Source organism: Streptomyces sp. NPDC042371 (assembly GCF_056437465.1).
The window spans coordinates 74907-91080 of record NZ_JBWKAP010000012.1; the positions used below are offsets into that span (position 1 = coordinate 74907).

A 16174-nucleotide genomic window follows, 5' to 3' on the forward strand; every position below is an offset into this window, starting at 1 on the left:
GGTCGGTCGGGATCAGATATTCGGTGGGTCAGAAGGGGGATCCGGCGGGGCCGGTGCCCTCGAATTCGTCGACTTCGTCCTGTGCAAGGTCGAGCAGCGGGAAGTCGGACGGCGTGTGACCGCCCGAGGCCGGGGCGTCGGTGTGGTCGCCCAGGCCGCCCAGGAGTTCCACCCAGGTCCGGCCGAGACCCTCGGCCTCGGCATCCGCCACGAGGTGCCCGGGCCAGCTCAAGGTCACCGTCATTTCCGGACCTGCCGCGGTGTCCCGGACCATCGCGCCCGCGTCCAGAAGATGGTGCAGAGGCATGTCGGGGTCGGACGAGCCACCGATGGCCGACTCACCCTTCAACTGCCAAACAGAGTCATCCACGTCACGCACATCACCCACGTCACGTACGTCGGCGGCGGCGAACCGGCCCATGTAGTTGAAGCCGACCTCGGGAGCGGGCCGGGCCCGCAGGACCGGGCCGGTCTCCGGGTTGAGGTGGCGCAGCAGCTCGTACCCGAGCCCGTCACCGCCCGGGACCGCGCGCAGCTGCTCCTTGACCGTCTTCAGCAGTTCGCCCGCTGCCGGTCCGCCCGCCAGGGCTTGGGTGAGATCGATCCCGGCCGTGTCCAACCGGGCCGGGTGCGTGCTGGTGAACCAGCCGACCGTGCGCGACAGATCCACGTCGTCCCCGCCACCGATCGGCTCGCGGCCGTGTCCCTCCACGTCGACCAGGAGCCCGGACGCCGTCTCCGGCCGCCAGCGTGTGATCGCCCCGGCCAGGGCGGCGAGCAGGATGTCGTCCACGCCGCAGTGGAAGGCGGTCGGCGTCCGGCTCAGCAGCACCTCGGCCCGCTCCGGCGGCACCACCCACGCCTGCTGACGCAAGGTGCCCACGGTGTCGATGTACGAGTCCAACTCCCGCCGGGCGAGCGGGTTTCGGTGCTCCCCGAGGAGGTCCAGCCAGCCGTCGAGCTCCGCGACCCGCGCCTCCCCGGCAGCCTCCGCCACCAGCAACTCCGCCCAGCGACGGAACGACGTACCGACCGGGTCCGGCTTCGGCTCCCGTCCCTCCGCGACCGCTTCACACGCCGCCCGCAGATCCGGCACCAGCACCCGCCAGGACACACCATCCACGACCAAGTGATGCGCTACGAGGACCAGTTGACCGAGCCGGTCAGGCCCCGCGTCCACCCACACCACCCGCACCATCACCCCGGACGCCGGATCCAGCCGCCCCGCCGCCTCCCGAGCGGCACCGGCCGCCAGCTCCCCCAACGCCCCCGGTCCGGCACCCACGCCATCCACACGTGACACCAGGGAGGCCGCATCCGCCGAGCCCCGCTCCCCCACCACGAGCTTCGCCTCGCCAGGCACAGAACGGGACCGCAACATGTCGTGCGCATCCAGCACAGCGCCCAAGCCCGCCACCACGACATCGAGCCCCAGGCCGCCCGGAACCCCCAGCACCACCCACTGCGCAAACCCATGCCACGCCACCCGCTCGCCCAACGCCCGCATGACCGGCGTCCACGGCACCACACCCGTACCGACGTCGACCGTCGGCTGCGCCTCGTCGGGTGTCCGCACCACGGCAGCCAGGCGTTCCGGCGTCCTCTCCTCGAACACCTGCCGGGGCGTGATCACGAGCCCCGCACGGCGCGCACGCGAAGCCAACTGCATCGAGCTGATCGAATCCCCACCCAGCTCGAAGAACCCGTCCTCGACCCCGACCCGCTCCAACCCCAACACCTCGGCGAACACTGCACACAACACACGCTCGACCTCAGTACGCGGCTCACGCCCCGCAACCCGCCCAGCAAAGTCCGGAACGGGCAGGGCAGCCCGATCGACCTTCCCGTTCACCGTCAACGGCAACGCATCCAGCACCACCACAGCCGACGGCACCATGTACTCCGGCAACCGCCCCGCCACATCTGTGCGGAGGGCGTCCGCAAAGACCTCGACGTCGACGCCCTGCCCGCCCGCTGCAGCGACCACATATCCGACGAGGCGTTTGTCGCCGGGCCGGTCCTCACGGGCGATCACCACGGCCTGCCGCACCTCGGGATGCGCCGCCAACGCCGCCTCGACCTCCCCGGGCTCCACCCGGAACCCGCGGACCTTCACCTGCTCATCCGCACGCCCGACGAACAACAACTGCCCGTCGTCCGTCCAGCGGGCCAGGTCCCCGGTCCGGTACATCCGCCCGCCACCGCCACCACCCGCGAACGGGCACGCCACAAAGCGCTCCGCCGTCAGATCCGGCCGCCCCACATACCCGCGAGCCACCCCCGGTCCAGCGACGTACAACTCCCCCGTCGCCCCCACCGGAACCGGACGCAGGAAACCGTCCAGGACATACGTCCTTACGTTGTCCAGCGGACGCCCGATCGGCGGCGGCGCGCCCGCCGGTCCAGCCGTCACGTCCACCCGGTCAGCCGTGGCCATCACGGTGGCTTCGGTGGGCCCGTAGGTGTTCCACACCCGCGCCCGCGCCGCCCACCGTCCAGCCAGCTCTCCCGTCAACAGCTCGGCGCCGAGCACCCAGTTGCGTACGCCCGGAACCGTGGCCGGGTCCAACACACCCAGCAGCGACGGCACGACACTGGCCGTGCTCACCCCCGCCGACGCGATCATCTCCGCCAACGCCGCGGGCTCCGCCCGCTCAGCCGCCGAAGCGATCGCCAACGTCCCACCACCGGACAGCGTCACCGCCACATCCAGCACCGCCGCGTCGAAGCTGAACGACGCGAACTGCAGGACCGTGACACCCGCCTCCACACCCAGCACCGGACGCATCGCCGCCGCCAGATTCGCCACGCCGCCATGCGCAACGGCCACGCCCTTGGGGCGGCCCGTCGAGCCGGACGTATAGATCACGTACGCGAGCTGGTCCGGGGAAAGCCGTACGCCAAGAGAGGCGTCGGACTCAGCAGCGACCGGGTCGTCCCCGTCATCTCCCTCATCTCCCTCATCCAGCAGCACGACCCGCGCACCGCCCACCGAAACCCCGGCCAGGCACTCGCCAACACCCACCACAACCCGCACACCACTGTCGGCCACCATGAACGACAACCGATCAGCCGGATACTCGGGGTCCAGCGGAACGAACGCACCGTCCGCCTTCCACACCGCCAACTCCCCCACGACCATGTCCACCCCACGCGGCAGACACAGCCCCACCCGGGACTCGAAACCAACCCCGGCCCGCACCAAACACCGCGCCAGCCGATTCGCCCGCGCCTCCAACTCCCCGTACGACAAAGCCTCCTCACCACACCGCACCGCCACCGCACCCGGCGTACGGGCCGCCCACTGCTCGAAGTCGTGCAGAGCGGATCCGGGCGCCATCGGGCGTTCGGTGTCGTTCCACTCGTGCACGACGCGTGCGCGCTCCGGGGCGCCCAGCACGTCGATGCGGGCCGTCGGTGTCGAGGGGGCGGCCGCGATCTGCTGGAGGACGCGCATGAGCCGTCGGCCCATTTCGGCGGCCTTCTCCTGGGGGATCAGGTCCGGGCGGGAAGTGACGCGTATGTGGAGGTGGTGGTCGGTGGCGAGGATGCCGAGTGTCACCGGGTAGTTGGTCGCCTGGTGTCCCGCGGAGGCGGTGAACGTGGGGAGGTCGGCGGTCGTCGGCCGGGCGGGAGGGGCCGGGTAGTTCTCGTAGACGACGAGGGTGTCGAAGACCGCTCCGGGGCCCGCGAGCTTCTGGATCTCCGCGAGGCCCAGGTGCTGGTGGGAGATGAGGGCGGACTGGCGCTCCTGGAGCCCGGCGAGCATCTCGGCGACGGGCTGCGCGCCGTCGAGGCGTACGCGGACCGGGAGCGTGTTGATGAGCAGGCCGATCATCGATTCCACGCCCGGCAGTTCCGCCGGGCGGCCCGCGACGGTCGCGCCGAAGACGACGTCCGTGCGTCCGGCGAGGCGGGCGAGCACCAGGGCCCACGCGCCCTGCACCAGCGTGTTCACCGTGAGGCCATGGGCGCGGCCCACCTCCGTCAGGGCGCGTGTGTCCTCTTCGGAGAGGTTCAGGGGCGTCTCCTCCGGCAGGACGAGGGCGCCGCTCGGGTCCGCCGGTGCCACGAGCGTCGGCTCGTCGGCCCCGGCCAGCTCGGCCCGCCAGGCCGTGCGCGCGGCCTCCTTGTCCTGGCGTCCCAGCCACGCCAGATATGCGCCGAAGGAGGCCGCGCGCTTCAGTACGGACGGGCCGCCGCCCGCCTCGTACACCTGTGAGAGTTCGTTCAGGAGGACCGGCATCGACCAGCCGTCCATCAGGAGGTGATGGGACGTCACTACGAGGCGGTGCCGGTCCGCGGCGAGTCGTACGAGCAGGAGGCGCAGCAGTGGGGGCGCCGTCAGGTCGAGGCGCTGGGCGCGTTCCTGCGTCGCCAGTTTCTCGGCCTGGTCGGTCATGTCCGGGTCGGTGAGGGCCGAGAGGTCGACCTCGCGCCAGGGCAGCGTCACGTTCCGGGTGATGAGCTGGACCGCCTCGCCCGACTTCCTGCGGTGGAAGCTGGCCCGCAGTGCCGCGTGCCGGTCGAGCAGCGTTTCCCAGGAGGCGCGCAGCCGGTCCGCGTCCAGAGGACCGACCACGTCCAGCAGGAACTGGACGGCGTAGACGTCGGGGCCCCGGTCGTCGAAGTCCGCGTGGAACAGCAGCCCTTCCTGCAGTGGCGACAGGGGCCACACTTCGGCCAGGGCCGAGCCGTGGGCGGCGGTTGAAGACTTCACCGGGACAGGCCTCCCTCGATCTTCGCTGCTATCGCTTGGAACTGGTCGACCTCGTCCTGTTCCAGGTCGAGGAGGTGGAAGTCGGACGGGGTGTGTCCGCCCGCGGCCGGGTCGTCGGTGTGGGCGGCGAGACCGGCCAGCATGCGGACCCAGGTCCTGCCGAGCCGTTCCACGTCGGCCTCGGCGAGGAGCCGTCCCGGCCAGCTGAGCGTGACGGTGAGTTCGGGGCCTGCCGGTGTGTCCCGGACGACCGCGATCCCCTCCAGGACGTGCGGGGCAGGTGTGTCCGAGCCGTCCGTGCCGCCCGCTCCCGCCGGTCCCGCCAGTTGCCAGGCGCCGACCTCGGCTACCTCGCCGACGTCGCCAGCCATGTCGTCACCAGCCATGTCCGGCGCTGCCGCTGCCGCCGCGAACCGGCCTAGGTAGTTGAAGCCGATCTCCGCCGCCGGTGCGGTCCGGAGAACCTGGGCCGTATCGGGGTTGAGATGACGCAACAGGCCGTAACCGAGTCCGTCGCCGGGCACCGCCCTCACTTGCTCCTTGACGGCCTTCACCAACGTACCGGCAGCCCTGCCACCGGCCATAGCGTCGTCCAGGTCGGCGCCGGTCACCTCCAGCCGCACCGGGTGCGCGCTCGTGAACCAGCCCACTGTCCGTAACAGGTCGGTCCCGTCCATCGGCTCGCGTCCGTGCCCTTCGATGTCGAGCAGCAGTCCGGTGGCGGTGTCGGGGCGCCAGTGCGCCACCGCGCCCGCGAGGGTGGCGAGGAGCACCTCGTGCACCCCGCAGTGGAACGCGCCCGGTGTACGGGCGACCAGCGTCTCGACCTGCTCCGGAGGAACGGTCCACGAGCGGCGGCGCAGCGTGCGTGCGGTGTCGACGGCCGGGTCCGGCGCGCGCCACGCAAGGGTCTTTCGGCGCTCTCCCAGCAGGGTCAGCCAGTCCGTCAGCTCGGCCAGCCGTGACGCGTCGGCCGCCTGCGCCGCCAGCAGTTCGGACCAGCGGCGGAACGACGTCCCCACCGGGTCGAGCCGCGGTGTGCGCCCCGCGGCCACCGCCTCGCACGCGGCCCGCAGATCCGGGACCAGTACGCGCCAGGACACGCCGTCCACCACCAGGTGGTGGACCACGAGGACGACGCGACCGGTACGTGCGGGTCCGGCGTCGACCCACACGGCCCGCACCATCACTCCGGCCGCGGGATCGAGCTGCCGCGCCGCTTCCTCTGCCGCCCTGCCCGCGATCTCGTCCAGGGTTCCGGGCGTGGCCGCGGTCTCGGTCTCGGTCGCGTCGACGCGGGACACCGACGCCACCGCGTCGACCGATCCCCGTTCCCCCACGATCAGCTTCGGCTCGCCGGGCACAGTGCGGGCCCGCAGCATGTCGTGGGTGTCCAGGAGGGCGGCGAGGCCTGCCGTGAGGACGTCGAGGCCGAGCCCGGCCGGTACGCCCAACGTCATCCACTGGGTGAAGTCCGGGCCCGCGACCTTCTCCCCGAAGGCCCGCATCACCGGCGTCCACGGCACCTCGCCGATGCCGTCGTCGGCCGCCGTGGTCTCGTGCCGGGCGGTCTCCGCCACTTCCGCGAGGCGTTCGGGGGTCTTCTCCTCGAAGACCTGCCGGGGTGTCACGACCAGGCCCGCGCGACGGGCGCGGGACACCAGTTGCATCGAGCTGATCGAGTCGCCGCCCAGCTCGAAGAAGCTGTCCTCGGCGCCGACCCGGTCGAGCCCCAGCATGTCGGCGAACAGATCGCAGAGGATGCTCTCGGCCGCGGTCCGCGGCTCCCGGCTCGTGGCGCGTCCTGCGAAGTCGGGGGCGGGCAGTGCGGCCCGGTCCACCTTTCCGTTGGAGGTGCGCGGCAGGGCGTCGAGGACGAGCACCGCCGTCGGAACCATGTACTCCGGGAGTACGCCGGTGACGTACTCCCGGACCGTCCGCGCGTCGACCGCCTCCGCGTCCGCGGCGACATAGCCGACGAGGCGCCGCTCGCCGGGCCGGTCCTCCCTGATCGTCACGGCGGCGTGCCGTACTCCGGGGCAGCCCGCGAGGGCGGCCTCGATCTCGCCGGGTTCGATGCGGTGCCCGTGGATCTTGATCTGGTCGTCGGCGCGGCCCGCGAAGACGAGCTCGCCCTCGCTGGTCCAGCGGACCACGTCGCCGGTGCGGTACATCCGCTGGCCGGGCCCGAACGGGTTCGCCACGAACCGCTGCGCGGAGAGGGCCGCACGCCCCAGGTAGCCGCGCGCGAGCCCGGCACCGGCGACGTACAGCTCCCCTGCCACGCCCGCGGGCACGGGCCGCAGGGACGCGTCCAGTACGTAGGTCTGGGTGTTGGAGACCGGGCGCCCGATCGGGGGCGGACCCTCGCTGTCCCGGATCAGGGCGGTCGTGGAGATGATCGTCGACTCGGTGACCCCGTACTGGTTGTACATGGCGCGCCCAGCCGACCAGCGGCGGCGCACCTCCACGGGCATGGCCTCGCCTCCCGTGATGAGCAGGCGCAGGTCGGGCAGTTCCTCCGGGGGCATCTGCGAGAGGTAGGTCGGGGGTATCGCGGCGTGGGTGACGCGCCGGGTGCGCAGGAGGCCGGACAGTTCCTCGCCGGAGATGTCCAGGCGGGTCGGGGCGAGCACGAGTCGGCCGCCCGCGCACAGGGTGGGCCAGATGTCCGCGAGGGAGACGTCGAAGCTCGGCGAGACCAGTTGGAGTACGCGGCTTTCGGGGTCGATGGCGTAGCGCCGCACGTTCTCCGCGACGAGGTTGCGCAGCCCCTGGTGCGAGACCGCGACGCCCTTGGGAGTGCCGGTGGAACCCGAGGTGTAAATGACGTACGCGGCATGCGCAGCCGACAGCGCCCCGAGCCGCTCCTCATCCCTCAACGGACCAGCCGCACACGCCCCGATCTCCCCAGCCACCACCGGGTCATCCACCACCACAACCCGACCCGCAAACCCCCCAGGCACCACACCCCTCGACCCCCGCGAACACACCACCACCGACGCACCCACATCACCCAACACAAACCCCACCCGCTCCACCGGATAACCCACATCCACCGGAACGAACACACCACCCGCCAACGACACCGCCAACAAACACACCACCAAAGACACAGACCGCTCACCCACCACAGCAACCCGCACCTCAGGCCCCACACCCACACCCACCAAATACCGAGCCAACCGCCCCACCTCACCCCCCAACTCCGCGTACGTCACTTCCACGTCACCCGCCACCAACGCCACCGCACCCGCCGACAACCCCACCCGCCGACCGAACAGCTCGGGCACCAAGGCATCCGAGACGGGCGTCGTCGTGTCGTTCCAGCGCTGCACGATCTGTGTGCGTTCGGCGGGTGCCAGGAGGTCGATCTCGCTGAGGCGGACGTGGGGATCGGCGGCGACCTGTTCGAGGACGCGGGCAAGCCGACCGGCCAGGGACAGGGCCGTGTCGTGGTCGAAGAGGTCGGTCGCGTAGAGGATCTCGCCGTCCAGGCCCGCCGGGGCCCCGCGCTCGTCGCGGCGCTCGACGACGGACACCGCGAGGTCGAACCGGGCTGCGAGCTCGGGCGGCAGGGGCGCGGGGCGGACGTCGACGCCCGGGAGTTCCCAGGTGACTTCGGGAAGGTTCTGGAGGGCGAGCATCACTTGGAACAAGGGATTGCGGGAGAGCGAGCGGGTCGGGTTGACCTCCTCGACCAGGCGCTCGAAGGGGACGTCCTGATGCGCGTACGCCGCCAGATCCGCGGCCCGCACCCGCTCAAGCAGCTCGGCGAACGTCGGATCCCCACTCACGTCCGCCCGCAACACCAGCGTGTTGACGAAGAACCCCGCCAACTCCTCCAGCGCCGCATCCTCACGCCCCGCCGTGGGCGTACCGACCGCGATGTCCTCACCCGCACCCAGCCGCGACAACAACAGAGCCAGCGCCGCATGCACGACCATGAACATCGTCGCCCGGCCCTGCCCCGCCACCCCCACCAGCCCGGCATGCGTCGCCGCATCCGCGGCCACCGGCACCAAACGCCCCCGGAAAGAGGGCACCGCAGGACGGGCCCGATCCACCGGCAGCACCAACTCCTGCGGCAGAGACTCCAAAGCATCGCGCCAATACGCGAGTTGACCACTCAACACGCTCGCCGGGTCGTCCAGCTCCCCCAGCACCTCCCGCTGCCACAACGCAAAGTCCGCGTACTGGACTCGCAGCGCACTCCAGCCGGGGCCCCGCCCCTCACAGCGCGCCGCATACGCCACCTCCAAGTCCCTGGCCAACACGCCCATCGACCAGCCATCCACCGCCACGTGATGCGCCACCACCGACAGGACCCACTCACCCGCACCGACCACGAGCAAGCAGACCCGCCACGGCAGATCCGTCCGCAGGTCGAAGCCGGTCGCCAGCTGCGCGGCGAGCATGCGGTCCACGTCGGCCTGATCGGCCTGGTCAGCTCGCACCACGACCAGCGGCGGGCGCCCCGCTTCGCCGTGCCTCATCTCCTGACGGGGAACGCCGTCGATGTCGGGGAGGACGGTCCGCAGGCTTTCGTGGCGGTCCGCCACATCCCCGAGAGCCGCCTCCAACGCGGCCACGTCCAACACACCCGACATCCGCAACACCAACGGCAAGTTGTACGCCGAAGCCGCCCCCGGAACCGCCTCCTCCAAACGATTCAAAAACCACATCCGCTGCTGCGCAAACGACAACGGCACCACATCCGGCCGCACCCCCGCCCGCAACACCGGCCGACTACCCGCAACACCCGAGCCCGCCCCCGCACGCTCACCCACCCACCGCGCCAACCCCACCACCGTCGGCGCACCGAACAACTCCCCGATCCCCACCTCCACATCCAGCACCGCACGCACCCTCGCCACCAACCGCATCCCCGACAACGAATCCCCACCCAGATCGAAGAAGCCGTCCTCGATCCCGATCCACTCCAGCCCGAGGACCTCAGCGAACAGGCCGCACAGGATCTCCTCGGTCTGCGTCCGCGGTTCGCGCCGGGTCACGCGGGCGGCGAAGTCGGGTGCCGGGAGGGATGCCCGGTCGAGCTTGCCGTTGACGGTGAGCGGCAGCGCGTCCAGGACCAGCACGGCTGCGGGCACCATGTACTCCGGCAGGACCCCGGCGGCGTACTCGCGGAGTTCCTGGGGATCGATGTCGCCCCGTTGCGACTGCCGTGCGTCCGGGACGACGTAGGCGACCAGCATCCGGTCGCTCCCGGGGCCACCGTCCTGACGGGCCACCACGACGGCCTGACCGACCCCCGCGTGCCCGGCCAGCACCGACTCCACCTCACCCGGCTCCACCCGGAACCCCCGCACCTTCACCTGCTCATCCGCGCGGCCTGCGAAGGACAGCTGCCCGTCGGCCGTCCAGCGGGCCAGGTCCCCGGTCCGGTACATCCGCTCCCCACCGCCACCCGCGAACGGGCACGCCACGAAACGTTCCGCCGTCAGCTCGGGCCGCCCCGCGTACCCCCGCGCGAGGCCCGTCCCCGCGATGTACAGCTCGCCCACGACCTTCGGCGGGACGGGGTGCAGGAACTCGTCCAGTAAGTAGAGCTGTACGTTCCCGAGCGGGCGGCCGATCGGCGGCGCCTCGTCGCCGGGCCCGATCCCGGCGTCCACGGGCCCTGCGGTGGCCATGACGGTGGCTTCGGTGGGCCCGTAGGTGTTCCACACCCGCGCCTGCGTCGTCCAACGGCTCGCGAGGTCGGCGGTGAGCAGCTCGGCGCCGAGCACCCAGTTGCGTACGCCCGGAACCGTGGCCGGGTCCAACACACCCAGCAGCGACGGCACGACACTGGCCGTGCTCACGCCCGCCGACGCGATCATCTCCGCCAACGCCGCGGGCTCCGCCCGCTCGGCCGCGGAAGCGACCGCCAACATGCCGCCGCAGGACAGCGTCACCGCCACATCCAGCACCGCCGCGTCGAAGCTGAACGACGCGAACTGCAGGACCGTGACACCCTCCTCCACACCCAGCACCGGCCGCATCGCCGCCGCCAGATTCGCCACGCCGCCATGCGCAACGGCCACGCCCTTGGGGCGGCCCGTCGAGCCGGACGTATAGATCACGTACGCCAGTTGATCCGGGGAGAGCCGTACGCCGAACGAGGCATCGGACTCCGCACCCAGCGCGCGCCCGACCTCCGCGTCGTCCAGCAGGACCGCCCGCGCCTGGCCCACGAGTACCGCCTCAAGGCTCTCCTCGACACCCAGCACGACGGCCGCTTCGCTGTCGGAGAGCACGTAGCCGAGACGGTCCGACGGATACTCCGGGTCCAGCGGGACGAACGCACCGCCCGCCTTCCACACCGCCAGTTCCGCGACCACCATGTCCACCCCACGCGGCAGACACAGCCCCACCCGGGACTCAGAACCAACCCCGGCCCGCACCAGATACCGCGCCAGCCGATTCGCTCGCGCCTCCAACTCCCCGTACGACAAAGCCTCCTCACCACACCGCACCGCCACCACATCGGGCGAGCGCTGCGCGTGCGCGGCGAACAGCTCAGGTATCAGCGTGTCTGGGACGACGGTTGCCGTGTCGTTCCAGCGCTGCACGATCTGTGTGCGTTCGGTGGGTGCCAGGAGGTCGATCTCGCTGAGGCGGAGGTGGGGATCGGCGGCGACCTGTTCGAGGACGCGGGCAAGCCGACCGGCCAGGGACAGGGCCGTGTCGTGGTCGAAGAGGTCGGTCGCGTAGAGGATCTCGCCGTCCAGGCCCGCCGGGGCCCCGCGCTCGTCGCGGCGCTCCGCCAGGGTCACCGCGAGGTCGAAGCGGGCAGCCAACGCCGTCATCGACGCGGAACTCACCTCCGCGCCCCGCAGCCGCCACTGCGGTTCGGGCACGTGGTCCAGAGCGAGCATCACCTGGAAGAGCGGGTTGCGGGACACCGACCGCGACGGATTGACCTCCTCGACCAGGCGCTCGAAGGGGACGTCCTGATGCGCGTACGCCGCCAGATCCGCGGCCCGCACCCGCTCAAGCAGCTCGGCGAACGTCGGATCCCCACTCACGTCCGCCCGCAACACCAGCGTGTTGACGAAGAACCCCGCCAACTCCTCCAGCGCCGCATCCTCACGCCCCGCCGTGGGCGTACCGACCGCGATGTCCTCACCCGCACCCAGCCGCGACAACAACAGAGCCAGCGCCGCATGCACGACCATGAACATCGTCGCCCGGCCCTGCCCCGCCACCCCCACCAACCCGGCATGCGTCGCCGCATCCGCGGCCACCGGCACCAAACGCCCCCGGAAGGACGGCACCGCAGGACGGGCCCGATCCACCGGCAGCACCAACTCCTGCGGCAGAGACTCCAAAGCGTCACGCCAATACGCGAGTTGACCACTCAACACGCTCGCCGGGTCGTCCAGCTCCCCCAGCACCTCCCGCTGCCACAACGCAAAGTCCGCGTACTGCACCCGCAACGCAGCCCAACCAGGCCCCCGCCCCTCACAGCGCGCCACATACGCCACCTCCAAGTCCCTGGCCAACACCCCCATCGACCAGCCATCCACCGCCACGTGATGCGCCACCACCGACAACACCCACTCACCCGCACCCACGCCCACCAGGCAGACCCGCCACGGCAGATCCGTCCGCAGGTCGAACCCGCGCCCCGCATGATCCGCCAGCACCTCTTCGACCTGTGGTGCGGCGCACTCCACGGTCAGCAGGGGCGGTCGTCCTGCGTCGCCCTCCAGGACCTGCTGACGGGGGACGCCGTTCGCCTCAGGGAAGACCGTTCGCAGGGTTTCGTGGCGCTCCGCCACATCCCCGAGAGCCGCCTCCAACGCGGCCACGTCCAACACACCCGACATCCGCAACACCAACGGCAAGTTGTACGCCGAAGCCGCCCCCGGAACCGTCTCCTCCAAACGGTTCAAAAACCACATCCGCTGCTGCGCAAACGACAACGGCACCACATCCGGCCGCACCCCCGCCCGCAACACCGGCCGACCACCCACAACACCCGAGCCCGCCCCCGCACGCTCACCCACCCACCGCGCCAACCCCACCACCGTCGGCGCACCGAACAACTCCCCGATCCCCACCTCCACATCCAGCACCGCACGCACCCGCGCCACCAACCGCATCCCCGACAACGAATCCCCACCCAGATCGAAGAACGACACATCGGTGCCGACCCGCCCCAGGCCGAGGACCTCGCCGAAGAGTCCGCACAGCACGTCCTCCACGGGTGTGGCCGGACCGCGCGCCGCCCCCGTGTTCTCGAAGTCGGGCGACGGCAGGGCGGCGCGGTCGAGCTTGCCGTTGGCGGTGAGCGGCAGGGCGTCCAGGACCAGCACGACCGTCGGCACCATGTACTCGGGCAGGCGGTCCGCCACGTAGCCGCGAAGCTCGTGCGGGTCGACGCGGACGGCGTCACTTCGCTGCGGCTGACGCTCGTCCGGCACGACGTACCCGACCAGCCTCCGGTCGCTGCCGGAGCCCCCGTCCTGACGGGCCACCACGACGGCCTGACCGACCCCCTCGTGCCCGGCCAGCACCGCCTCGACCTCACCCGGCTCCACCCGGAACCCCCGCACCTTCACCTGCTCATCCGCACGCCCCACGAACAACAGCTCGCCCTCCGCCGTCCAGCGGACCAGGTCCCCGGTCCGGTACATCCGCTGTCCGTCCCCGCCGAAGGGGCAGGCGACGAATCGTTCCGCCGTCAGGTCCGGGCGCCCCAGGTAGCCGCGGGCCAGGCCCGTCCCCGCCACGTACAGCTCCCCCACCACGCCTGCCGGGACCGGTTGCAGCGCCGCGTCCAGCACGTACATGCGCCGGTTGGACAGCGGGCGGCCGATGGGCAGGGTCCTGCCCGCCTCGTCCTCCGGGCGCAGTACGTGCCATGTGGCGCAGAGGGTGATCTCCGTAGGCCCGTAAAGATGCCGTACAACCACCTCCGGGCACGCCTCCCGCACCCGCGCCACCGCGGAAGCAGGCACCACATCCCCGCCCGTCAACACCTCCCGCAAACCCGCAAAGCACCCCGGGGACTCCTCCGCCAGCACCCGGAACATCCCCGCCGTCACATGCACCGCCGAGACCCCACCCGCCACAGCAGCCCGGACCCGGGCGGCATCCACCACACCCGGCCCCGCAACCGCCACCCGAGCACCCACCACCAACGGCACCCACACCTCAAACAACGACACATCAAACGCATGCGGCGCATGCATCAACACCGCATCCCCCACACCCACCGACCAACCCGAATCCCCAACCAAACCCGCCGAACCCGCCGAACCCACCAGACCCGCCACCGCGCCATGCGGCACCGCCACACCCTTCGGCACCCCCGACGAACCCGACGTATACATCACATACGCCACATCACCCCCACCCACCACCACCGCAGGCCCATCCGCATGACAAGCGGCAACGGCCGCCCGAACCCGGGGGTCGTCCAACACCACGCGCCGCGCCTCGCCGTCCACAGGGATCGCGTCCCGGTACGCCTCAGTGCAGATCACCGCCGTCGGGTCCGAGTCGGCCACCAAGAACGCCACCCGCTCCGCCGGATACTCCACATCCACCGGCACGAACGCCGCCCCCGCCCGCCACACCCCAAGCAACGCAACGATCAGATCGGCGGAGCGTTCCATCACCACGGCGACACGGTCGCCCCGCGTCACTCCCACGTCCGCGAGATGCGACGCCAGACGACCGGCCGCCCTGTCCAACTCGCCGTAGGACATGGTTCGTTCGCCGTCGACCACGGCCACCGCGTCCGCGGACCAGGCGAGGTGGCGGGCCAGCAGCTTCGGTACGGAGTCCGCGACCAGTGGTCGCGCGGTGGTGTTCCAGGTGTCCAGCACCTGGGCGCGCTCGGTCCGGTCGAGCAGGGGGACCCCTGCCACCGGCTGCGACGGGTCGGCCGTCAGGTGCTCCAGGAAGTGCAGGAAGGAACGGTGGCTCGCGCGGAGCCACGACCGGTCGTAGAGAGCGGAGTTGGCCTCGAAGGTGATCTCCATGGTCTGGTCCGCCGACGCGCCGCTCACCAGCGCGCCGAACTCCTCGACGCGACGGCTCGACAGGTCGTGCACGACGGCCGTGGGGCCGCCGAACGACAGGGTTTCGCCTGCCCTCGGCATGACGTTCACGTACGGCCCGAAGTGCCAGCGGTCGCCCGACGGCCAGTTGAGCTCGCGGCGCAGGCGCTCTCCGCGCAGGCCCTGGTGGTCGATGAGTCCGTCGATCTCCCGGCCTGCCTCCCGTGCGAGATCCAGGAGGCTCGCGGCCGGGGTCACGGGGAGGCGGAGCGGCAGGATGTTCGCCATCGTGCAGGGGGTCCGGCGTGCCTGATCGCCCGTGCGTCCCGTGACGGGCAGGCTCAGGATCGCCTCGTCCGTGCCGCCGAGCCTGCCCACGAAAGCGGCGACCGCCGCGACGACGAGGCGTGGCCAGCTCACCTCGGCGCGGGCGGCCGCCGCGCGCAGGGCCGCGACGGCGCGCGGTGGCAGGTGCCCGGTCTCGCGCAGGACGCCGCCGGGCCCGGCGGTACTGCCGGGCCCCGAGGCGCTGTGGCCCGGGATGCCGGTCAGGTCCGGTCGGTCCGCGAAACGCTCGTGCCAGTACCGGCGGTCGGCCTCGTGGCGTTCAGAGGCGCGGTGTGCGGTCTCCTCGTCCAGCAGCGCGCGCAGGGGCGCGTGTTCCGCCGGAGTGAGGGGCTGTCCGATGAGGAGTGCCGTGTAGATGTCCGCGGCCCGGCGGGCGAGCAGGGAGCAGCCGAAGGAGTCCATCAGGAGGTGGTCGTAGCGCTGGTACCAGATGTGGTGATCGGGGGCGAGGCGGAAGAGGGCGTGGGCGAAGAGGTGGTGGGCGTGGGCGGCGATCTCCTGGTCGAGTTCCGCCCGCATCCACGCCTCGGCGGCCGTCTTGGGGTCGTCCTGTGCGGTGAGGTCGTGGATATCCAAGAGGGGCGGGCTCTCCTGGCCCCGGGTTTCTTCGTCCCGGGTTTCCCCGTCCCGGGTTCCCTGGGCGGGGAAGGCCATCCGTGGTGTGCCCGCGCCGTCTTCCTCGAATCGCGCGCGCAGTATTTCCGTCTCGTCCGTCAACTGCCGCAGCGTGCGCTCGAATACGTCTGTTTGGACGGGCCCGAATATCTCGACGTACTGGCCGACGCTGTACGACCGGCGTGAGCCCGTCACGCGTTGTGCCAGCCAGATTCCCTCCTGGGCGTCCAGGAGAGGCAGAGTGCGAGCAGCGTTGCCGTTCATCATTCCCCCTGGCCGAGCAATTTCCCTCGGCTGTTCCGTCTTTTCGGGCCGGACCGCCTTTCGGGGCCGGATCGTCCGTCCGCGCCGTACGGCTGTCCAGGCCGTGGTGCCGGCCGTCCAACCGCGCAGTTTTCGCACTTGGACGGAGGGACGGGCACGCGCGCTCTGGCGTGCCGGAAGGCAGGCACTGGAAATTGCGCACGGCCGTGCA

Annotated in this window: 2 protein-coding genes; both read right to left on the reverse strand. The window is 71.3% G+C overall.

Translation table 11 applies throughout. The features are described from left to right. Positions 1–28: 28 nt before the first annotated feature. Complete coding sequence (locus tag AC068B_RS31840; protein WP_478675002.1) at positions 29–4720, reverse strand: amino acid adenylation domain-containing protein; 4692 nt, start codon at positions 4718–4720, stop codon at positions 29–31. After that, the gene (locus AC068B_RS31845) at positions 4717–15966 is read right to left on the reverse strand and encodes an amino acid adenylation domain-containing protein (protein WP_478675003.1); all 11250 of its coding nucleotides are present in this window, start codon (positions 15964–15966) and stop codon (positions 4717–4719) included. The genes AC068B_RS31840 and AC068B_RS31845 overlap by 4 nt, the downstream gene beginning before the upstream one ends. Positions 15967–16174: the final 208 nt, after the last annotated feature.